Annotated in this window: 21 protein-coding genes; 12 read left to right on the top strand and 9 right to left on the bottom strand. The window is 74.7% G+C overall.

From position 1 onward, the window contains the following. Nucleotides 1-21: 21 nt before the first annotated feature. From GA0070215_RS20390 to GA0070215_RS20370, 5 genes are read right to left on the bottom strand one after another with little or no spacing between them, the layout of a single operon-like run. Nucleotides 22-1,503 (bottom strand): PfkB family carbohydrate kinase, encoded by a 1,482-nt coding sequence (locus GA0070215_RS20390; protein WP_091048633.1) that lies wholly within the window; start codon nt 1,501-1,503, stop codon nt 22-24. Continuing rightward, nucleotides 1,500-2,207 carry a D-sedoheptulose-7-phosphate isomerase gene (locus GA0070215_RS20385; protein WP_091048629.1) on the bottom strand — a complete coding sequence of 236 codons (708 nt, stop codon included), beginning with the start codon at nt 2,205-2,207 and terminating at the stop codon, nt 1,500-1,502. The genes GA0070215_RS20390 and GA0070215_RS20385 overlap by 4 nt, the downstream gene beginning before the upstream one ends. After that, nucleotides 2,207-3,424: a glycosyltransferase gene (locus GA0070215_RS20380; RefSeq protein ID WP_018784976.1), complete on the bottom strand. Its 1,218-nt coding sequence runs from the start codon at nt 3,422-3,424 to the stop codon at nt 2,207-2,209. The genes GA0070215_RS20385 and GA0070215_RS20380 overlap by 1 nt, the downstream gene beginning before the upstream one ends. Next, nucleotides 3,409-4,383, bottom strand: a complete 975-nt coding sequence (locus GA0070215_RS20375; RefSeq protein WP_091048624.1) for a glycosyltransferase — start codon at nt 4,381-4,383, stop codon at nt 3,409-3,411. Before GA0070215_RS20375 ends, GA0070215_RS20380 begins: the two co-directional genes overlap by 16 nt. Next, on the bottom strand, nt 4,380-6,044 hold the full coding sequence (locus tag GA0070215_RS20370) for an HAD-IIIA family hydrolase (protein ID WP_091048622.1): 1,665 nt from the start codon (nt 6,042-6,044) through the stop codon (nt 4,380-4,382). Before GA0070215_RS20370 ends, GA0070215_RS20375 begins: the two co-directional genes overlap by 4 nt. Nucleotides 6,045-6,225: 181 nt before the next feature. Here GA0070215_RS20370 and GA0070215_RS20365 point away from each other — a divergent pair, with 181 nt between their 5' ends. Further along, the gene (locus tag GA0070215_RS20365) at nt 6,226-6,672 is read left to right on the top strand and encodes an SRPBCC family protein (protein ID WP_026267780.1); all 447 of its coding nucleotides are present in this window, start codon (nt 6,226-6,228) and stop codon (nt 6,670-6,672) included. Between the two features lie 90 nt (nt 6,673-6,762). Beyond that, a complete protein-coding gene (locus GA0070215_RS20360) occupies nt 6,763-7,530 on the top strand; it encodes a polyprenol monophosphomannose synthase (RefSeq protein WP_091048778.1) in 768 nt (255 codons plus the stop codon). A gap of 468 nt (nt 7,531-7,998) precedes the next feature. On the opposite strand, the gene GA0070215_RS20355 is transcribed toward GA0070215_RS20360, so the two are convergent. Continuing rightward, nucleotides 7,999-9,591, bottom strand: a complete 1,593-nt coding sequence (locus tag GA0070215_RS20355) for a phytoene desaturase family protein (RefSeq protein ID WP_091048618.1) — start codon at nt 9,589-9,591, stop codon at nt 7,999-8,001. Between the two features lie 72 nt (nt 9,592-9,663). Between GA0070215_RS20355 and GA0070215_RS20350 the strand changes: the two genes are divergently transcribed. Next, entirely contained in the window at nt 9,664-11,097 is a 1,434-nt protein-coding gene (locus GA0070215_RS20350; protein WP_091048616.1) for an aldehyde dehydrogenase family protein, read from the top strand. A 60-nt stretch (nt 11,098-11,157) separates the two neighbouring features. Here the strand turns inward: GA0070215_RS20350 and GA0070215_RS20345 are convergent, their stop codons facing one another. Continuing rightward, entirely contained in the window at nt 11,158-11,562 is a 405-nt protein-coding gene (locus tag GA0070215_RS20345) for a ChaB family protein (RefSeq protein ID WP_018784969.1), read from the bottom strand. A 137-nt stretch (nt 11,563-11,699) separates the two neighbouring features. Between GA0070215_RS20345 and GA0070215_RS20340 the strand changes: the two genes are divergently transcribed. The 5 genes from GA0070215_RS20340 (at nt 11,700) to GA0070215_RS20320 (ending at nt 14,491) form a co-directional block, all read left to right on the top strand. After that, nucleotides 11,700-12,761: a YihY/virulence factor BrkB family protein gene (locus GA0070215_RS20340; protein WP_091048775.1), complete on the top strand. Its 1,062-nt coding sequence runs from the start codon at nt 11,700-11,702 to the stop codon at nt 12,759-12,761. Between the two features lie 56 nt (nt 12,762-12,817). Beyond that, complete coding sequence (locus tag GA0070215_RS20335) at nt 12,818-13,234, top strand: DUF2795 domain-containing protein (protein ID WP_026267776.1); 417 nt, start codon at nt 12,818-12,820, stop codon at nt 13,232-13,234. Between the two features lie 56 nt (nt 13,235-13,290). Next, complete coding sequence (locus GA0070215_RS20330) at nt 13,291-13,752, top strand: SRPBCC family protein (RefSeq protein WP_018784966.1); 462 nt, start codon at nt 13,291-13,293, stop codon at nt 13,750-13,752. Nucleotides 13,753-13,851: 99 nt separating this feature from the next. Then, nucleotides 13,852-14,115, top strand: coding sequence for a hypothetical protein (locus GA0070215_RS20325; RefSeq protein WP_091048613.1), 264 nt, complete (start codon nt 13,852-13,854; stop codon nt 14,113-14,115). A gap of 163 nt (nt 14,116-14,278) precedes the next feature. Then, nucleotides 14,279-14,491 (top strand): hypothetical protein, encoded by a 213-nt coding sequence (locus GA0070215_RS20320; RefSeq protein ID WP_018784964.1) that lies wholly within the window; start codon nt 14,279-14,281, stop codon nt 14,489-14,491. 1 nt (nt 14,492) lies between these two features. On the opposite strand, the gene GA0070215_RS20315 is transcribed toward GA0070215_RS20320, so the two are convergent. After that, nucleotides 14,493-14,939, bottom strand: coding sequence for a hypothetical protein (locus GA0070215_RS20315; protein ID WP_091048610.1), 447 nt, complete (start codon nt 14,937-14,939; stop codon nt 14,493-14,495). Nucleotides 14,940-15,101: 162 nt separating this feature from the next. On the opposite strand from GA0070215_RS20315, the gene GA0070215_RS20310 reads away from it, so the two are divergent. Next, nucleotides 15,102-15,464: a DUF6401 family natural product biosynthesis protein gene (locus GA0070215_RS20310; RefSeq protein WP_026267775.1), complete on the top strand. Its 363-nt coding sequence runs from the start codon at nt 15,102-15,104 to the stop codon at nt 15,462-15,464. A 60-nt stretch (nt 15,465-15,524) separates the two neighbouring features. Here the strand turns inward: GA0070215_RS20310 and GA0070215_RS20305 are convergent, their stop codons facing one another. Next, on the bottom strand, nt 15,525-16,388 hold the full coding sequence (locus GA0070215_RS20305) for a mechanosensitive ion channel family protein (protein WP_091048607.1): 864 nt from the start codon (nt 16,386-16,388) through the stop codon (nt 15,525-15,527). A 200-nt stretch (nt 16,389-16,588) separates the two neighbouring features. Between GA0070215_RS20305 and GA0070215_RS20300 the strand changes: the two genes are divergently transcribed. From GA0070215_RS20300 to GA0070215_RS20290, 3 genes are all read left to right on the top strand, one after another. After that, a complete protein-coding gene (locus tag GA0070215_RS20300; protein WP_018784960.1) occupies nt 16,589-18,742 on the top strand; it encodes an ATP-binding SpoIIE family protein phosphatase in 2,154 nt (717 codons plus the stop codon). A 9-nt stretch (nt 18,743-18,751) separates the two neighbouring features. Continuing rightward, nucleotides 18,752-19,429: an HAD family hydrolase gene (locus tag GA0070215_RS20295; protein ID WP_091048604.1), complete on the top strand. Its 678-nt coding sequence runs from the start codon at nt 18,752-18,754 to the stop codon at nt 19,427-19,429. A 101-nt stretch (nt 19,430-19,530) separates the two neighbouring features. Further along, nucleotides 19,531-20,823, top strand: a complete 1,293-nt coding sequence (locus tag GA0070215_RS20290) for a cation:proton antiporter (protein WP_091048601.1) — start codon at nt 19,531-19,533, stop codon at nt 20,821-20,823. Nucleotide 20,824: the final 1 nt, after the last annotated feature.

Raw genomic sequence — 20,824 nt, 5'->3', positions numbered from 1 at the left:
CGGGTCGGATGAGTCGCTCGTTCATCGTGCTCCCTTCGCCGTGGACCGGACCTGCGCGGCGGCCGGGTCAGCCGGCGCGGCCGGCCAGCCGCTGCCCCGCCCGGCCCGCGCCGCCGCGATCATGTCGGTCGTCGAGCGCCCGTCGAGGTACGGCACGACCACCGTGTGACCGCCCCAGCGGGCCAGGATCTCCGTCTCGGGCAGCGTCTCCGGGCCGCCACCGCTGGCGTAGTCGCCGCCCTTGACCCAGATGTCCGGGCGCAGCCAGGACAGCGCCGCCTCCGGGGTCGGCTCGTCGAAGATCAGCACCGCGTCGACGCAGCCGAGCGCGGCCAGCAGGCGCCCCCGGTCGCCCTGCGGCACGACCGGACGCTCCGGACCTTTCAGCCCGGCCACGCTGGCGTCGGAGTTCAGGCAGACCACCAGGCAGTCGCCGAGCTGCCGGGCCGCCTGGAGCGTCGCCACGTGCCCGGCGTGCAGCAGGTCGAAGCAGCCGCCGGTGGCGACCACGGTCCCGCCGGCCGCGCGTACCCGGGCCACCACCTCGCCGGCCGCCCCGGCGCCGATCCGGTCCCCGCCGCCGGTCACGACCGCCGGAGCGACCGCCCGCACCGGCGCGGGCAGCGCGGCGGCCACGCCGCCGCCGGCCACGTAGGCCGACGCCTCGGCGACCGCCTCCTGCACCGCCTCGGACACCAGCGCGCCCCGGGCCAGGGCCAGCGTCGCGGTGGACGCGAACCGGTCGCCGGCCCCGCAGGTGTCCCCCTCGGCGGGCGGCGCCGGCACCACCAGTGGCGTCGACCCGGCGTGGCTGAGCAGCGCACCGTCCCCGCCGAGCGTCACCGCCACCGCGCGCGCCTGCCAGCGGCGGCGCAACGCGTGCGCGCTGCGGGACGCGACGGCCAGGCGGGAGCCGCCCGGCGGTGTCTTGGCCAGCTCGCGGGCCTCCGGCTCGTTCGGCGTGGCCAGGTGCACCCCGGGTACGGCTCCGGGCCCGCGCGGATGCGGATCCCAGACCACCGGCGCCCGGGTGGCGGTCAGCGCGGCACGCAGCGCCGGATGCGCCGCCACGCCCCGGCCGTAGTCGCTGACGAGCACCGCGGACGCGCCGGCGATGAGCCGCAGCACGGCGTCGCTCGGCTCGCCCGGCGCGCCGGTGCTCCCGCCCCGGTCGTGGCGCAGCAGTACCCGGCCACGCGCCCGCAGCCGGATCTTCTCCGGGGTGGCGCCGGCCAGCGGAAGCGCGTACAACCGGACCCCGGCGGCGGCGAGCAGCGTGCCCAGCCGGGCCCCGCCCGCGTCGTCGGCGACGGCGGTGACCAGCGCGACCTCGGCGCCCTGCGCGGCGGCGAAGACGGCGGCCAGCCCGGCGCCGCCGGGCCGGTCGACGGACACGGTCTCGTCCAGCACCGGCACCGGGGAGTCCGGGCAGAGCCGGTTCACCAGACCTTCCACGTCCCGGTCCAGAAGCGTGTCGCCGAGCACCACCACCGGTCCGCTCATGCCGGGCCTCCCCCGCCGGCGGGGGCCGTCGGGTCCGGCTCGGTGAGGGCCGGCTCGCCGACGACGACCTCGACACCGGCGCGTACCGGCCCGGCCGCCGGTTCGGCGGCGAGCGCGGCGGGCAGCGCCAGCTCGACGTACTCGCAGAGCACGTGCGAGGCCACCAGATGCAGTTCCTGCACCACCTGCCCGTCCGGTGAGTCGATCGCCAGATGCTCGTGGCAGAGGTCGGCGAGGGGGTTGGGTGCGGGTCCGGTGAAGGCCCAGCAGCGGATGCCGGTCTGGCGGGCGGCATGGGCGGCGGTGAGGAGATTGGAGCTGGTGCCGCTGGTGGACATCAGGAGGAGGTGGTCGCGGGGGCGGCCGTGGGCGCGGACCTGCCGGGCGAAGGCTTCGTCGTATCCGTAGTCGTTGGCGATGGCGGTGAGGGCGCTGGTTTCGGCGTGCAGGGCGATGGCGGACAGGGGTTGCCGGTCGTGGCGGAGCTTGCCGACGAGTTCGGCGGTGAGGTGCTGGGCCTCGGCGGCGCTGCCGCCGTTGCCGGCCACCAGCAGCCGACCACCGGCGGCGAGCCGCTGCGCCAGTTCCTCACCCCAGCGGGCCAGCATCTGTTCCGCCGCCCGCAGCGGCAGCAGTGCGGCCGCCAGCAGGCTGAGGTGGTCCTCCAGCACCGTCGCGCCGGGGCCCGGCGTGGCCGCCGTCATCAGGCGACCACCCGGGTCGGGCGGCGCACGGCGGCCACCTCGCCGTACATCTCGGTGAGGCGGTCCGCGGTGGTGGCCCAGGAGTAGCGGGTGCGGGCCCGCTCCAGCGCGGCCGTGGCGTAGGCGAAGCGGCGGATCCGGTCGCCGAGCAGACCCCGGATCGCCGCGCCGAGGGCCGCCGGCTCCCGGGGCGGCACCAGGTCGCCGGTGCGTCCGGCGACCACCGTGTCGATCAGCCCGCCGACCGCCGTCGCGACCACGGGTACGCCGCAGGCCATCGCCTCCAGCGGGGTGAGCCCGAACGGCTCGTACCAGGGGGCGGCCACGAGCACGTCCGCCGACCGGTACCAGCGGCCCATCTCCTCCCGGGGGACCGCGCCGACCAGCCGTACCCGGTCGGCGACGCCGAGCGAGTGGGCCAGCGCGCGCAGGCGCAGCGCGTACGGGTCGGTCTCCAGCAGCCCGGCCGGCGGCCCGCCGACCACCACGCACTCGGCATCCGGCACCTCGGCGACGGCCCGGACGACGTCCTGGAAGCCCTTGCGCTCGACCAGCCGGCCGACGGTGAGGATGCGGGCCCGGCCGCCGTCGCGGTCGGCGACCGGGCCGAGCGGGGAGAACGTCGTCAGGTTCACCCCCGACGGCACGACAGTCATCCGGGACCGGGGCACACCCATCCGGACCAGTTCCGCGACCTCGTCCTGGCACTGGGCGACCACCCGGTCCACCGAGCGGCCCAGCCTCCGCTCGTGCTCGACCCGGCCCGGCGGGCTGGTGTCCTGCACGCCCTGGTGGCGGCGCTTGACCGTGCCGAGCGCGTGGTACGTCTGCACCATCGGCACCCCGGCGCGGCGGGCCGCGGCGAGACCCGCCAGCCCGCTCATCCAGAAGTGCGCGTGCACCACCTCGGGCTGCCAGTCGCCGGTGCGCCACCGGTCGGCAAGCCACTGCCCGAACGCCGGCATGTACGGCAGCAGGTCGTCCTTGGCCACCGGTTCGGCCGGCCCGGCCGGTACGTGCACCACCTCGTACCCGTCCGGGGTGCGGACGCTCACCGGCAGGTCCACCGCGTCGAGCCGAGTGTGGACGCGCACGTCGTGACCGGCGGCCGCGAGCGCGGCGGAGAGCTCCGCGACATGCGTGTTCTGGCCACCGGCGTCCTCCCCGCCGAGGACGGCGAGCGGGCTGGCATGCTCCGAGATCATCGCGATGCGCATACTTCCTCCTCCAGCAGCCGGTCCCAGTCGGCGAGGAATCGCTCCAGTCCGTAGCGGTCCCGGGCGGCGGCCCGGGCCACGGCGCCCGCCCGGCGGGCGGACTCCCTGTCGTCCAGCAGGCCACGGGCGGCGTCGACGAGCGTGTCGACGCGGGTGGACAGCGCGCCCGCGGCCGGTGGCACCGCCTCCACCGCCTCGGTGGTGGCCAGTGCCACCACGGGCATGCCGATGGTCATGGCCTCGATCAGGCTGAGGCCGAGTGAGGTCCAGCGGCACAGGTGCAGGTAGGCGCGCCGTTTGGCGAGTTCGGCGTGCATGGCGTGCTGGGGTACGTCGTCGTGGCTGGTCAGCCGGTCCTCGGGCAGGCCGAGGTGGGCGGCGAGACCGTCCACCCTCATCCCGTAGACGTCCAGCGGCGCCAGCGCGGCGAACCGGGCGAGCAGGTCGGTGCCGGTGACCCGCCAGCGGCGTACCGGCTCGTTGACGACCACGGCGAGGCGGTCGAGTTCGCCGGTCCACTCGACCGCCGGCGGCACGACACCGTGGTCGACCACTGTGGTCCGGGTGCCGCCGTTGTCCCAGAACAGTTCGTTGAACGCGGTCACGTGGGTCAGCAGCAGGTCGTCGCGGCCGGCCATCGGGTGCCGGGTGTTCGGCACGTCGCCTTTCGGCGTGTTGTGCTCGACGTAGATCGCCGGCACGTCGCGGCCGGGCCGGCGGCCGAGCCACTCCACGGCCAGGTCGAGTTCCTCCGGACGTTGCAGGATCACCAGGTCGACGTCGGTGTCGCGCAGGTCCTCGGGAGTGACCTCGACGGCGCTGTCCGGCCAGGGGTAGGTGCGCGCCCGGCCCAACCCGTACGGCCCCCGGTCGGGGGTTACCGGCACCAGGTAGCGGTGCTTGCCGTGCACGAAGGACGTCGTCCACGACCCGTGGACGTGCCACAGCAGGATGTTCATCCGGCCACCCCGCCCGCCACCGGCGCCAGCACGCCGAGCAGCCGCAACGCCTCCAGCACCCGTCCCGGCTCGACCGCCGACAGGCACGGGTGCCCGGGGACCGGGCAGGCGGTGGCGCGGGTGTCCCGGCAGGGCGCGCCCGCGTCGCCGAGCCGCACGGTCGGCACCCGGTACGGCCCCCACTGCCCGAACGGCACAGTCGGGGCGAACAGGCTCACCACCGGCACGCCGAGCGCGGCGGCCAGGTGCGCCGGGCCGGTGTTGCCGACCACCAGCGCGCCGGCTCCGGCGATCACCGCCGCCAGGTCGTCCAGCCCGGTCCGCCCGCCCAGGTCGACGCCGCCCGCCGCGGCGACCCGCGCGGTCAGCTCCCGTTCGTCCGGCCCGCCGGTGACCACGACCCGGTAGCCGGCGGCGCCGAGCACCCGGACCACCCGGGCGGCCAGCTCCTCCGGGCAGGCGCGGGTCTCCACCGAGGATCCCGGGTGCAGGACCACGTAGCCGGGCGCCCCTACGTCGGCCGCGGGCGCCGGAAGCCGGTCGGTGCGGATGCGCAGCGCCGGTTCGTCGTGGTCCGGGAGCGCGAAACCGGCGGCGGCGGCGAGGGACAGGGCGCGTTCGGGTTCGGGTACGCCGGCCGGGACGCGGTGGCGCACGTCGAGCAGGCTGCCCGGGTAGTCGTCGCTGATCGCGCTGATCCGGGGCACACCGGCCAGGCGCAGCAGCAGGGCGAGCGGCAGGGCGGACTGGTGGAAGGAGGTGAACACGATCGCCTCGCCGGCCCGTACCGCCGCGAGCCGGTCGGTCAGCGCGCGCACGGCGCCGGGGTCGACGGGCGGGGCCGGCGCGTCGATCCACGGCAGCGGCGCCTCGATGATCTCGTCCACGCCGGGGAGCAGTTCGGCGGCGGCCCGGCCCCGTGGCCCGCACAGCAGCACCACCCGCTGGGCCCCGGACGCGACCGCCCGGATGCCCGGCCCGGTCACCAGTACGTCGCCCGCCGCGTCGCTGCGCACCACGAGCACCGTGCCGCGGCGCGACCGGCGCACCGGCTGCGGCGCGGCCGTCAGGCGCATCCGGGCCAGCACGATGCCCACCGCGTCCGGCAGGTCGGCGGCGACCGTCGGCGCGGCGGCCACCTCGGCGGCCCGGGTGGCGGGCGTGGGCACCATGATCGCCGCGGCGCCGGCCGCGGCGGCGGCGGCCGTGTCCGCGCCGATGTCCCCGATCAGCACGCACCGGGTCGGCGTGGTCCCGAGCGCGGTTGCGGCCTCGTGCACCAGGCCGGGCGCGGGCTTGCGGCAGGCGCACCCGTCGGCCTCGGCGTGCGGGCAGATCGCCCAGTGGTCGAAGGGCCCGAGCAGCTCCTCCACCCGGGCGTTGACCAGGCGCAGATCGTGCGCCGTGAAGCAGCCCCGGGCCAGGCCGGACTGGTTCGTGACCACGGCAAGCCGCAACCCGGCCGCCCGCAACCGGTCCAGCGCCTCCCGGGCGCCCGGCACCGGCCGTACCTTCTCCGGGTCGCCGTTGTACGGCACGTCCTCCACCAGCGTGCCGTCGCGGTCCAGCAGCACCGCGTCGTACAGGCCGGGCGGGAACCGGTCAGCACCCGGGTCAACCCGGGCTGACCTGCACTGATCCCGCTCCTGGTCCCGTCGCACGGGCGGCGGGTTCCCGAGGCCCCGAGGAGTAAACGTCGTCGTCGGCGCCAGGCCCCGCGCCGGTGCCGCCCAGCCGGGTGCACGCCTGCCACCACCGGCCCGGTCCGGCGATACCCGCCGTCCCGGAGAAGCTAACCCGGATCGCCGTTAGCGACGGCCCGCACCGGGGTACCGCTCGGTGATGGCGGTTGTGGAGAAGGTGATCGACGCTCCCCCGGAGCAGGTCTTCGAGGTGCTCGCGGACGGGTGGACGTACAGCGACTGGGTGGTGGGCACGGTGCACGTGCGGGACGTGGACGACACGTGGCCGCGCGTCGGCAGCAACCTCCACCACCGGGCCGGTCCGTGGCCGTTCTCGCTCCAGGACAGGTCGACGGTGCTGGAGTGCCAGGCCCCGCACCGGCTGGTGCTGCGTGCCGGGCTGTGGCCGGCCGGGGAGGCGATCGTGGCGTTCGTCCTGGAGCCGCTGGACGGCGGCCGGACCCGGGTGACGATCGGCGAGGACTTCGCCGCCGGTCCGCTGCGGTGGGTCCGGACCAAGCTCAACGACCTGGTGCTGCACATGCGCAACCGGGAGACGCTGGCCCGGCTGTCCGACATCGCGACGAGGCAGAAGCCGGAGCGTTGATCGATCGGTGGCGGGGCGTCCGTGCGGCTGCGCCGCGAAGGACTGGCTACCCTCTCAGGTGAACCTGTCGGCTGACCGAGGATGTCCGTGATGATCGAACCCGTGCAGTTACCCTCCCCGTGGGGGGATGCGCGCCTGACCGTCGTCGTTCCGACCTACAACGAGGCGGGCAACCTCCCGACGCTGGTCGAGCGCCTGCTCGCGCTGCCGCTGCCGGGGCTGAAGGTGCTGGTCGCCGACGACAACTCCCCGGACGGTACCGGCGAGGTCGCCGACAAGCTGGCCATCGAGCACCCGGACCGGGTGACGGTGCTGCACCGCCCGGGCAAGGAGGGCCTCGGCCGGGCGTACGTGGACGGCATCGGCCGGGCCCTCGACGACGGCGCGGACTTCGTCGCGCAGATGGACGCCGACCTGTCGCACCCGCCGGAGGCGCTGCCCGGCATGCTCGGCGCTCTGCTGTCCACCCAGGCTTCGGTGGTCATCGGCTCGCGCTACGTGCCCGGCGGTGAGCTGGACGAGAACTGGCCGCTGTACCGGCGTGCGCTCAGCGGCTGGGCGAACCTGTACGTGCACACGCTGCTGCGGGTGCGCATCCGCGACCTCACCGCCGGCTTCAAGATCTGGCGGTCCGACGCGCTGCGCGCGATCGGGCTGGACCGGGTGCAGTCCAACGGCTACAGCTTCCAGGTGGAGATGCACTATCTCGCCACCAGGCTCGGCCACACGATCCTGGAGGTGCCGATCCGCTTCGAGGAGCGCCGCGACGGCGACTCGAAGATGACCACCGCCACGAAGATCGAGAGTGCGCTGATGCCGTTCAAGCTGCGCAGCCGGCACCGTAACCTCGACTCCTGACCGCTCCTGCACCTCCACCGCGCCCTCACGCCGCGTCACCGTCACCGCGCGTGAGGGCGCGCTCGTCTCGCCACTTCCTCGTCCGCCCCCTTTGCTCTGCAGACATCGGCGCAGCACCGCCTTGAGCAGGGACTCTTTTCCGGGGCACCGCTTCACCGGGCGCCAGATACGTACACGGTGCGTGACCGATGCGTATGCGGCTGCAGAGCAAAGGCGGCGGTGCGGTTCATACCGCCGGGGCGACGCCGAACACCCAGCGTGACGTACGGGAACGTGCTCAAAAATGTGCGGCGATCGGCGATCGGCGATCAGCGATTGGCGCGGTCGCGCGGTCAGCCGATGCCGCTGAGCGCCTCGTCCCGGGCCCGCCCAATCTCGTCTTCCGAGAACTTGCGCCGGTCCGCGGCCTCCGCGGGCGGCGGCCAGCGGCAACGGGAGCGCGACTGGCGGCGACGCGGACGGGCCGGGTCAGCGGTAGACGGTGCGGTGGGCGGCGGCGATCGTCCGGGCGTAGACCGCGCCGGTGACGGCCCGGTCGCGGGCCAGCGCAGCCCGCGCCGCGTTCGCCCCCGGCGCACCGTGGACGCCGCCGCCGGGATGAGCGGAGGCGCTGGCCAGATAGAGCCGGTCCACCGGGGTGTCGGCCCGGCCCAGGCCGGGGATCGGCCGCAGGAACAACTGCTGGTACGCGGCGGCGGTGCCACCACCCAGCGCTCCCCCGACCAGGCTCGGCTCGGCGGCCTCCAGGTCGGCCGGTCCGGCCACGTGCCGCCCGACGATCGACGCCCGGAAACCCGGTGCCGCCGCCTCCAGCACCTCCTCCATCCGCTCCACGTGCCCCGCCACCTCCTCGGCCCGCCAGTTCCGCCGGAACGGCAGATGGGTGTAGGACCAGAGCGACTCGGTGCCGGGCGGTGAGTGGCTCGGGTCCGCCACCGACATCTGACCCACCAGCAGGAACGGATCCCGCGGCAGCTCGCCGCGGGCCAACTCGGCCGCGTACGTGGTGAGTCCGTCGAGGTCGGCGCCCAGGTGCACGGTGCCCGCGCCGGCCAGGTCGCGGTTCCGCCACGGCACCGGCGCGGACAGCGCCCAGTCGACCTTGAGCGTCGAGCCGTCCCACTTGAAGTGCGCCAGGTCCTCGACCATCCGGGGCGGCAGCGCCGCCGCGCCGACCAGGTCGAGGAAGAGCGCGGGCGCGGGCACGTCGGCGAGCACCGCACGCCGGGCCCGCCAGTCGGTGCCGCCCGCGGTGCGTACGCCCATCGCCCGGCCCCGGGCGGTGAGCACCCGCTCGACCCGGGCGCCGTACGTGATCCGCCCGCCCCGCTCGACCAGCCGGGCGACGAGCGCGTCGGTGATCCGCTGGGCGCCGCCCACCGGCACCGGCCAGCCCACCTGCTGGCCGAGCATGGCGAGCAGCCAGCCGTACACGCCGGAGCCGGCCTCCTCCGGGGACAGGTCGGTGTGCAGGGCGCATCCGGCCAGCAGGACCGTGCCGCCCTCGCCCTCGAACAGCTCCGCGCCGAGCTTGCGGACCGGGAGCACGAGGCGGCGGGCGAGCCGGAGGGCACCCCCGACCCGCAGCTGCCGCAGCAGGCCCAGCCCGCCGCGTACCGGCGGGAACGGCGTGGTGATGGTCCGCAGCATCGGCTCCGCGACCTGGCACCAGTCGGCGTACGCGTGCCGCCAGCGCTCCCCGTCGCCGGGGGCGAACGCCTCCATCGACGCGGCGGTGGTGTCCAGGTCGCGGTTGACCACCGCGGCCCGCCCGTCCGGCAGCAGGTGCGCCAGCACGTCCGGCGCGTGCGTCCAGGACAGGCCGTGCCGTTCCAGGCCCAGCCCGTCGAGGACCGGGGAGGCGTAGCCGAGCGGGTAGAAGGAGCTGTAGAGGTCGCTGAGGTAACCGGGCGCGGTCACGTACGCGGAGCGGACGGCCCCGCCGGGCGCCTCGGTGGCCTCCAGGACGTCGACGTCCCAGCCGGCGTCCACCAGCAGGTTCGCGGCCACCAGCCCGTTGTGTCCGGCCCCGATGACGACGGCGTCGGCAGTCGAGGTCATCCGGTTCGCCTACCCGGCCGGTCACCGGGCGAAACGCGTTTGCTCCGCCCTTGCCTGGGCAACCACGGCCGCATGTACACGGTTGCGCAGCTCATCGGTGGAGTGTGGGGTGCCGGCGGCGAGGGCGGCGAACTGGTCGTCCACGATCCCGCGGACTCCTCGCCGGTGACCCGTACGCCGGTGGCCACCGCCGACGAGGTGGCCAAGGCGGTGGAGGCGGCCCGGGGCGCGGCGACGCAGTGGGCGGCGACCGCACCGGCGGACCGGGCCGCGGCGCTGCACCGGGCGGCGGACGCGGTCGAGGCGGCGGCCGGGGAACTGGCCGAGGCGACCACAGCGGAGATGGGCAAGCCGCTCGACGACGCGCGGGGCGGGGTGGCTGCGGGCGTCGGCACGCTGCGACAGTACGCCGAACTGGCCCCGGTGCGGGGCGGCCGGACGTTGCACGGCGCGCACGACGCGCTGGACTTCATGGCCCCCGGGCCGCGCGGCGTGGTCGCCGCGATCACGCCGTGGAACGACCCGGTGGCGGTGTCGTGCGGCCTGCTCGGCGCGGCACTGGTCACCGGCAACGTGGTGGTCTACAAGCCGAGCGAGCGGACCCCCGCCACCGGGTGGCTGCTCGCCCGGGCGCTGGACTCGGCGCTACCGGCCGGGGTGCTGTCGCTGCTCACCGGCGGCGGCGAGGTGGGCGCCGCGCTGGCCGGGCAGGAACTGGACGTGATCGCGCACGTCGGTTCCACGGCCACCGGCCGGGCGATCGCCGCCGCGGGCGCACGTACCGGGGCGAAGGTCCTGCTGGAGAACGGCGGCAGCGACCCGCTCGTGGTGGATGCGGACGTCGACCCGGTCTGGGCGGCCGGACAGGCGGCGCTGGGCTGCTTCGCCAACGCCGGTCAGATCTGCGTGGCGGTGGAGCGGATCTACGTGCACCGCGACGTCGCCGAGGGCTTCCTGGACGCGCTCGTGGCGCGCGCCGAGGCGCTCACCGTGGGCCCCGGTCGTGACCCGGGCACGCAGCTCGCGCCGCTTGTGGACCGGCGCCACCGGGACCACGTGCACGGGCAGGTCACCGCCGCGCTCGCCGACGGGGCCCGGGTACGCACCGGCGGCGCGCTGCCGGACGGGCCCGGCGCGTTCTACCCGGCCACCGTCGTCGAGGGCTGCCGCCACGACATGACGCTGGTCCGCGAGGAGACGTTCGGGCCGGTCGCCCCCGTGGTGGTGGTCGACTCGTTCACCGAGGGGTTGCGGTGCGCGGCCGACTCCCCGTACGGCCTGGCCGCCACCGTGCTGACCGGGTCGATGAGCCACGCCCAGCGCGCCTGGCGGGAACTGCCGGTCGGCACCGTGAAGATCAACTCCGTGTTCGGCGGGGCACCGGGCGGCGCCGCCCAGCCGCGCCGGGGCAGCGGCCACGGATTCGGGTACGGCCCGGAGCTGCTGGACGAGTTCAGCACCGTGAAGGCGGTGCACCTGGAGGCGCCGGGCGGCGGCCACTGGTGAGACGGCACGAAGCGAGCCCGGGACCGGGGCGGTCCCGGGCTCGACGCGTACCCCCGGAGGTCAGCGACCCCCGCGGGCCTTGCGGGTCGCGTTGTTGTTGGCCTTCTCGATCGCCTCGACCAGTTCCGGCTTGGTCATCCGGGACCGGCCGCGCACGTCCAGTTTCTTCGCCACCTCCATGAGGTGGTCCTTGCTGGCGTTGGCGTCCACCCCGCCGGCCGTGTCGGCGCGCCGGGCCGGGCCGCCACCGGCGGCCTGCTTGTCGCTGGGCCCCTTGCGGCCCTTGGGCTCCCAGTGGTCGCCCACCTTCTCGAACTCGTGCTTGACCGCGGCGAAGGCGGTGCGGTGCGCCCGCTCCCCCTCGCCGTACGTCTCGACCGCCGAGTCGTGCGTCTTCTCCCAGGTCCGCTGCGCCTTTGCCGGGGAGCGCCGCAGCGTGCTGGGCAGTACCTCGCGCCCGGGCATCTCGTCCTCCTGGAGTCTCGATCCGGTATCTGCTGTGGTTCCCTCCCGCCCGACGGGCAAACCGGCACCCGGTTTGTCGATTTCTCCCCGGGGGTACCGCCCGCCCACACCCGGTGGCGGGCCTGGAGGAGGCGGACATGACCGTGACGACACCCCGGACGGCCGGCGGCCGGACGCCGTCGCGCCTGCCCCGCCGGATCCGCCAGCTCAACTGGCGCACCTGGCGCGGAGTGCTGGTGCGCAGCGGCAAGGGTTTCGTCACCGACAACTGCGCCGACTGGGCGGCGGCGCTCACCTACTACGGGGTGCTGGCCCTGTTCCCGTCCACGATCGTGGTGGTCGCGCTGGTCGGCCTGGTCTCCGACGGCCCGCGCACCGTCGACACCGTGATCGATCTGGCCCGGGAGATCGGCGCCGGCTCGGTCGTCGGCAACGACGCGTTCGTGGGCGTGGTGCGCAACGTGGTCGAGCAGCAGGGCTCGGCGAAGGTGCTGCTCAGCTTCGGTCTGCTCGGCGCGCTCTGGTCCGCGTCCGGGTTCATCGGCGCGTTCACCCGCGCCTCCAACGCGATCTACGCGGTGCGGGAGGGCCGGCCGTTCTACCGGCTGCGCCCGTTGCAGATCGGCATGGCAGCGGTGACCATCGTGCTGCTCGCGGTGGTGGCCACCGGGCTGATCGTCAGTGGCCCGGTCACCGACGCGCTGGGCGACCTGTTGAACGCCGGAACGGTGGCCCGTACGACGTGGTCGGTGGCGAAGTGGCCGCTGCTCGCCATGGTCGCCATGACGTTGCTGTCGCTGCTGTTCTGGATCGCGCCGAACGTCCGCCAGCCGCGGTTCCGCTGGCTCACCCCGGGCGGGGCGCTGGCGCTCGTCGCCTGGGTGCTGGTCTCCTTCGGCTTCGGCCTGTACGTGGCCAACTTCGGCTCGTACGACGTCACGTACGGCAGCCTCGGCGCGGTCATCGCGTTCCTCGTGTGGCTCTACCTGTCCAACTGCGCGCTGATGCTCGGCGTGCAGGTCAACGCCGAGTTGCAACGCGGCCGGGCGATGCAGGCCGGGGTCGAGGAGCCGGACGATCCGGTGCTGCCGCCGCGCGCTCCCGCCGACGGCGACGAGACCGGCGACGAGACCGGCGACGAGACCGGCGACGAGAAGGTCCACGCGGGGAAGGCGGCCGACCGGTTGCCGCCCGGATGACCGGCTCCCCGGCCCGCACCGGTTTACCGGCGGTCCCCCGGGGCATCTCCCAAGGCATGGAACGTGGCAGCAGCAAGCACTCGCCCAGGGTCGACGACCAGATGAGCAGCGAGGTCAGCGGTCTCGTCCAGGGATCGGGCACCGGCGGCTCGCGGGCCGAGGAGTTCCGGATCCCCGAACCGGCCGGCGAGGACCAGCCGGAGGCCACCACGGCCCCGGCCGGGGAGCTGCGCAGCGGCGCGCCGCAGGGCATGAGTTCCGAGGACGTCGAGGCGCGCAGCCGCCTGGGACGGTTCATCACGATGACCGCCCTGCCCGGTGACCGGGAGGCGCTGCTGGCCAACGCGCGGGAGAACGAGGCGCCGACGGACATCGTCGCCGCCCTGGAAGCCCTGCCCGAAGGCACCCGTTACCAGACGATCTCCGAGGTGTGGGCCGCACTCGGGCACAGGAACGAGACGACGCGCTGGTGAGCGGGCCGGCCCACGGCCCGCACGAGACAGACCGGCGGAAGAGGAGGAACCCCGACATGAGCGGCGTTACCGAGCACGTGGACGTTGACGTACCGATCCGGACCGCGTACGACCAGTGGACCCAGTTCGAGGAGTTCCCGCACTTCATGGAGGGTGTGCAGGAAGTCCGGCAGCTCTCGGACAGGATGACCCACTGGACCGTCGAGATCGCGGGCGTGAAGCGCGAGTTCGACGCCGAGATCACCGAGCAGTTGCCGGACGAGCGGGTGGCGTGGCGCTCCACCGGGGGCACCCAGCAGGCGGGCGTGGTGACCTTCCACCGCCTCGACGAGGGGCACACCCGGGTCACGCTCCAGATGGAGTTCGAGCCGCACGGCGTGGTCGAGCAGGCCGGCGACAAGCTGGGCGTGGTCGACCGGCGCGCCAAGGGCGACCTGGAGCGGTTCAAGCAGTTCATCGAACGGCGCGGTCAGGAGACCGGCGCCTGGCGCGGCTCGGTCGACCGGCCGACCCCCTGACCCGTCCCCCCGTACCCGAGTCCCGATGGCCGCCGGTTCCCCGGCGGCCATCGCCGGGTCCGGCCGTTTGCGATCATCCCGTCCGGGTACCGCAGGGGAATGACCGACAACGACCGCCACGTGTGGCGCGACGAGGACCGTACTCCCCTGCACGAGCTGGACCAGGCCGTCGCCCGGTCGGCCACGGACGGCCAGGGCGACGACGTCACCGCCAACGACGCCGGCCAGGAGGCCGCGTTCGGCCACGGCCCGGAGGCGGTGGACCGGGGCGCCGGCCCGGAGGCCGAGCGGCGTGAGATGACCGATGCGGACCGGGCCTACCGGCCGTCGACGATCGGGCGGACCGGCCCGGACAGCATGTGATGCCGGTGGCTGCGGGCATCGGTGCCAGTGCCCGCAGCCGCCGGCTTCATGCTCGGCCGAAACGACAAGAAGCGCGGTACGGACGGCCGGGAAAACGGACAGCCCATCTAGAATCGGCCGAACGGCTGACGGCACTCCCCCCGACGCGCGCAAGACTTTCGGGATGCAACAGGGCTCCGGTTTCCTCTCCAACCGTCAGCGCAAGCTCGCCTGGCTGGGCTTCCTGCTCGCCGCGATCCAGGCTCCGGTCTCCGCCCGGTTCACCGAGGACAGCTCCTGGCTGTTCAGCCTGGTGGTGGCGCTGATGGTCGCGACCGTGATCATCGCCGACGACGGCGCCCGCCGTCGCCCGGCCGAGGCACGCTCCTCCGACTGATTCAGCTCGTGCCGGGGCGCGCCTCGTGCCCCGGCACCCCCCGGCTGCGGCGGCGCTCCTTCATCTCCGCCTCGTAGAGGTGCCGCCGGCCCTCGACCAGCTCGTCGCGGGCCTGCCGGTCCAGCTCCCGGAAGAGCGCGTAGTACCCGTCGTCGAAGTCCTCGACGATCTGGAACGTCCACCGCCCGGCGATGACGTTGCGGCCGAGCAGGTCCCGGTCGATCCGCTCGGCGAGCCCTGGATGACCGGCGGCGCGGAACATCTCCACCGCGTCGTCGAGCATCAGGTCGGCGTGGCCGATGAGCTGGTGCAGCTCGTACAGGTGGCCGCGGGCCCGCTCGACGCACTCCAGGGCCTCGCTGAGCTTGCCGAGCGCCTCGACCGTGGCGTCGCTCACCCCCGCCGGGCGCCGGTGCGCCCCGTCCGGTTCGTCGGCCCGCTGTCCCATCGTGTCCCTCCGTGGCCTGGTCGCGTGGTCTGCTTGCCGGACTTCTGCCCCCGCACGGGCGACTCAATCCCGGCGGACGAGGCCGGACCTCCCCCGGACGACCCGGGCATCCGCCACTCGGCCGAGACCGGCCCGCCGCTCCCGGCGCTAGCCTCGGACACCATGCGCGTGCCGAACAACCGGGTCGCGACCCGCTCCGCGGCGGTGGCCGCGCGGACGACCCTCACCACGCTGACCGCTGCCGTCGGCACCGCCGGCCTCGCCGCGGCCCACGCGAACCCCGGGCTGCTCGCCGAGGTCGACCAGCACGCCGCCGGGGTACGCGACAGCCTCCACGGCGACCGCCGCCCGCTCACGGTGGCGGCGCTCGCCGGGTACGCCGAAGGGCTGCGCGAGGCGGCGGCCGAGCACGGCTGGACGCCGCCGGCCGAGCCGGTCGACTGGTCCGAGCCGGACTGGACGCTCACCCGCCTGCTCGCGGTCTGCCTGCTGGTCCGCGGGCTGGACCCGCGCCACCTGGCCTGAGCCGGACACGGCTACGGGGCGTCCGCGATCGCCCCGCGGACACCCCGTCAGCCGCTGCCGTCAGCCGCTTGGCCGACGGAACTGCTGCGTCTCGTCGCCCGCCTCGCCGGAGCGGTACGTGCCCGCGCCCGACATGGACGACTGCTGCTGCGCCGCCGACGTCGGCTGCCCACCCCGGTCGGCCATCCGGCGTTCGTAGTCGCCCCGGCCGGCCTGCTGCGCCTGCCGCTGCTCCCGGAACGCCCGGGACTCCTCCGCGGCCCGGTGCAGCCAGCCGTCCCAGCGGTCCTGCATCGGCTTGATCAGACCACCACCGACACCGACGATCAGGATGCCGGCCACGGTGGCGAGGAACGCCACCAGCACCGGTGTGGTCACCGTGGTGGCGATGCCCACCTGGTTCAGCGCGGCGATGACGCCGAGCGCCAGGATGAAGACCGCCGTCACGTCGGCCAGCACCCGGCCGTACGAGAGCCCGCCGAGCGCGCCGGAGACCAGGTCCCGGACGGCGTTGGCGATGGCGGCCGCGATCACCACGATCACGATCGCCACGAAGGCCCGCGGCAGCCAGGACACCACCCCGCGGATCAGGTCGCTGATCGCGTTGGGCCCCCACACCCCGAAGGCGAACTGCAGGGTGAACAGCAGGACCGCGTAGTAGGCCAGTTTGGCCAGGATGTCGCTGGCGTCGTACTTGGTGCGTTCCAGGGCCCGTTTGACGCCGCCGCGTTCGACGGCGCGGTCGAACCCGACCCGTTCCAGTGCCGCGTCCACGATTTTGAGGACGGCTCGGGCGATGAGCCAACCCACGACGAGGATCGCGATGAACGCGATCGCCCGCGGTACGAAGAGCAGCACCGACCTCCAGAAGTCGGTCCAGGCCGCACTGATGTCGACCTGTCCGACCGCGAGGGTTTTCGGCATGATGTCCCTCCTGTCGCGTGAACTGCGCCGCCCGCATACCCGGTGGCCTGGGCAGCACGCCGGGCCGGACCGGGGCAATTTCCCGACAAGGCCCGCCGAACCGGCCCTGACCTGCCCGAACGTCCGCTCCGCAGGACAGCCGCACCCGCCACGGACGCATGATCGGAACCAGCCGGCCACGCTCCGGTTAGGCTGCGGTCATGCCAGGCACCGTCGGTCGGGTTCCCACACCGTCCGCCCCCGCACCGGGAGCGCCCACCGATCCCGTCGTCGGCGGGCAGGCGGCCGGGGCCGCCCACCCCTGGGCCGGCACGCCGCTGGGCGCCCCGCACACGTGGGATCCCGCGGTACGCGCCGTGACCGACGTCGTGCTCGCCTCCCCCGTGCCGATGGCCCTGCTCCTCGGCGACGACCTGGTGGTCTTCTACAACGACGGGTACGCCGAACTGATCGGCGAGCGGCACCCGGACGCGCTCGGCCGGCCGGCGGCCGAGGCGTTCGCCGAGGTGTGGCGCGACCCGGGCGCCGGCGAGGCGCTGGAGCGGGTCTACCGGCACGGCGAGCCGTTCCTGCAGCGGGAGGCGGTGCTGCCGGCCGACCGGCAGGGCCCGGCCGAGCCGGCCGTGTTCACCCGGGGCCACTGCCCGGTCCGCGACTCCACCGGCCGCATCGTCGGCGTGCTCACCGTCTCGGCGCAGACCACCCAGCTCACCCAGCAGTTGCAGAGCCTGAGCGACTTCGCGGCGGCGCTGGCCGGCACGCTCACGCTCGACGACGTGGCACGGGTGACGCTGCGCTACTGCCTGCACTCCTTCGACGCCGACCGGGTGTCCTTCGCGGTGGACGAGGGCAGCGCGTGGCGGCTGGTCCGCCGCATCCGCGGCGAACTGCTCGACGAGGCCGACGAGCGGTTGCCGCCGCTGTGGCGGCGGATGTCCGCCGACACGGCGCTGCCGGCGGTGGTGTCCGCCCGCAGTGGCGTGGCCTCGTTCACCGCCGACGGACAGCCGCTGCGCGGCGTCGCGGTGGACCGGCACGACGAGAAGATCCGCGCGCTGGCCGCCCTGCCGCTGCGGACCACAGTGGTCCGGGGTTCGCTGACGGTGGGCTACCGGGCACCGCGCCCCTGGTCCCCTGCCGAACGGGCGCTGCTGACCGCGTCCGCGGAGCTGGTCGGCCAGGCCGCCGAGCGGGCCCGCCGCTTCGAGACCCAGCACGGCACCGCCCAGATGCTGCAACGCAGCATGCTGCCGGAGCGGCTGCCGGACCTGCCCCGGCTGCGGATCGCCGCCCGCTACGACCCGGGCGTGGACGGCAACGCCGCCGGCGGTGACTTCTACGACGCGTTCCTGCTGCCCACCGGCGCGCTGGGCGTGGTGCTGGGCGACGTGGCGGGGCACGACGTGCAGGCCGCCGCCCGGATGGGCCAGGTACGCGCGGCGCTGCGCGCGCTCGCCCTGGTCGACCCCCGCCCGGACGCGGTGCTCGACGGCCTGGACCGGCTGGTCAGCAGCCTCGGCGTCGAGGGCGGCACCCAGGAGCTGTTCGTGACAGTGATCTTCGGCGTGGTAGAGGCGGACCGGGAGCTGATCACGCTGGCCAGTGCCGGGCATCCCGCGCCGCTGATCCGGCGCTCCGGACCCGGCGCGGCGGTGGCCGAGTTCGTCGACGTGCCGCCCGCCCCTCCGCTGGGCCTGGGCGGGCGGGCGCGTACCGCCGCTGTGCCGTTCCGTCCGGGCGACACCCTGCTGCTCTACAGCGACGGCGTGGTGGAGCGGCGCTGGCAGGACCTGGCCGCCGGGATGGCCGGGCTGGGCGCGGCGGTGAGCGGGGCGGCCGGCGGCGATCCGCGCGCGCTGTGCGCGGTGGCGACCGCGTCGGTGCCGGGCGCCACCGAGGACGACGTGGCGGTGCTGGCGGTGGAGTACGCGGTGCGGCCCAGCCGGTCGGCGAGCATGGAGGTGCCGGCCGAGCCGACCGCGCCGAGCCGGGTCCGGCACTGGATGACCGCACAGCTCGGCGAGTGGCAGGTGCCCGAGGCGGTGATCGGCGCGGCGGTGTTGTGCACCAGCGAGCTGACCACGAACGCGCTGCTGCACGCCGGGACCGCCGCCCGGGTCGAGGTCGACCTGTCCGCGGAGCGGCTGCTGGTGTCGGTGGCCGACTCGGGCACCCGGGGTCAGGTCACCCGGGCGCAGACCGACACGCTCAGCAGCCGGGGCCGCGGGCTCGGCCTGATCGAGGAGCTGAGCGACGCCTGGGGCACCGATCCGACCGTACGCGGCTCGACGGTCTGGTTCGAGATCCTCATTCCGGCGGGCCGGTCGCGCGTCGGCGACGCCCGGGACGGGTAGGAGCCGGGCATGGCCGACGACAAGCGACGCGGTGTCCTCTTCGACGTGGACGGCACCCTGGTCGACACCACGTATCTGCACACGGTGAGCTGGTGGGAGGCGCTGCGCCAGGCCGACCACCGGGTGCCGATGGCGCGGATCCACAGATCCATCGGCATGGGCTCGGACAAGCTGCTCGACCATCTGCTCGGCGCGGAGCGGGACCGGGACGCCGACGGCCGGCTGCGCGACGCGCACGACGCGCTCTACGCCGAGTACTGGGAACGGCTGGCGCCGCTGCCCGGGGCCCGGGAACTGTTGGGCGCCTGCGCCGAGCGCGGGCTGCGGGTGGTGCTGGCTACCTCGGCGGCCGAGCACGAGGTGACCGCGCTGCGGGCCGCGCTGGACGCGGACGACGTGATCGACTCGGTCACCTCGTCGGCCGACGCGCAGGAGAGCAAGCCGGCGCCGGACATCCTGGTCGCCGCACTGGACCAGTCGGGGCTGGCCGCCGAGCGGGTGGTGTTCGTCGGCGACTCGGTCTGGGACGTCGCCGCCGCCGGCAAGCTGGACATCCCCTGCATCGGCCTGACCTGCGGCGGCACCGGCCGCGCGGAACTGGCCGGCGCGGGCGCGGTGGCCGTCTACGACGACCCGGCGGAGCTGCTGAACGCCCTGCCGGACAGCGCCATCGCCGCACTCGGTTGACCGGTTGCACAACCGGCTGGCACGCGCAGGCTTAGCCGGGCCCGCTTCGGGGCACTGCTGGACTCCACCGCCCGGCCGACGGGCGACGGAAGGGTGGTGTCGTGGAACCGGTCGATGTCGCGTTCGCTCTGCTGGGCGTCGGTGCGCTGCTGGCCGGGGTGCTGCCCCGGGTGCTGGAGCGACGGCCGCTGTCCATGCCGATCGCGTTCCTCGGGCTCGGCATGCTCGTGTTCGTGCTGCCCACCGGCCTGCCGACGCCGGACCCGCTGCGCTGGCCGGAACTGACCACCCACCTCACCGAGGTCGGGGTGATCGTCGCGTTGATGGGTGCCGGCCTGAAGATCGACCGTCCGTTGAGCTGGGCCCGCTGGTCGTCGACCTGGCGGCTGCTGGCGATCGCCATGCCGCTGTGCATCGCCGCGGTGGCGCTGCTCGGTTGGTGGTGGGCCGGCCTGGTGCCGGCCGCGGCGCTGCTGCTCGGCGCGGCGCTCGCGCCCACCGACCCGGTGCTCGCCTCCGACGTGCAGGTGGGCGAACCGACCGATGTCGAGGACTCGGAGGACGAGGTGCGCTTCGCGCTCACCTCGGAGGCGGGCCTCAACGACGGGCTCGCCTTCCCGTTCGTGTACGCGGCCATCGCGATCGCCACCACCGGGCTCGCCCCGTCCGGCTGGCTGGCCGAGTGGCTCGCCGTGGACGTGGTCTACAAGCTCGGCGCCGGGGTGGGCGGCGGACTGCTCGTCGGGTGGCTGCTCGGCAAGCTGTTCTTCCGCGCCCCGAGCGAGCTGCGGCTGGCCCGGCACTCCGAGGGCTTCCTCGCGCTGGCCGCGACGTTCCTCGCGTACGGGCTGGTCGAGGTGATCGGCGGGTACGGCTTCCTGGCCGTGTTCGTGGCCGCCCGCGCGATCCGGGCCGCCGAGCGTACGCACGAGTTCCACTCCGTGCTGCACGACTTCGCCGAGCAGGTGGAGCGGCTGCTCACGGTGCTGTTGCTGCTGCTGTTCGGTGGCGCCGTGATCGGCGGGCTGCTCGCGCCGCTGACCTGGCCGGCGGCGCTGGTCGGGCTGGCCCTGGTGCTGGTGATCCGGCCGCTGGCCGGGTGGCTGTCGCTGCGCGGGGCGCCGGGCAAGCCGGCCGAGCACTTGGTGATCTCGCTGTTCGGCATCCGCGGCGTCGGCTCGTTCTACTACCTGGCGTACGCCACCAGCAAGACCGACTTCCCGCAGGCGGATCTGGTCTGGGCCATGGTCGGTCTCGTGGTGGTGGTGTCGGTGGTGGCGCACGGCATCGCCGCCACACCGGTCATGCAGTTGCTGGACCGGGAGGGCGAACGCACCAGCGGCAAGGACGCGCCTGCCGGGTCTGCGGCTGCGCCGGTGGGCGCCACCGGCTGAG

Origin of the sequence: Micromonospora marina, from assembly GCF_900091565.1 — a bacterium.
In the GTDB taxonomy this organism is placed as follows: Bacteria; Actinomycetota; Actinomycetes; order Mycobacteriales; family Micromonosporaceae; genus Micromonospora; species Micromonospora marina.
The sequence above is the reverse complement of the archived record's forward strand: the minus strand, read 5'-3'. Positions and strand labels throughout refer to the sequence as shown.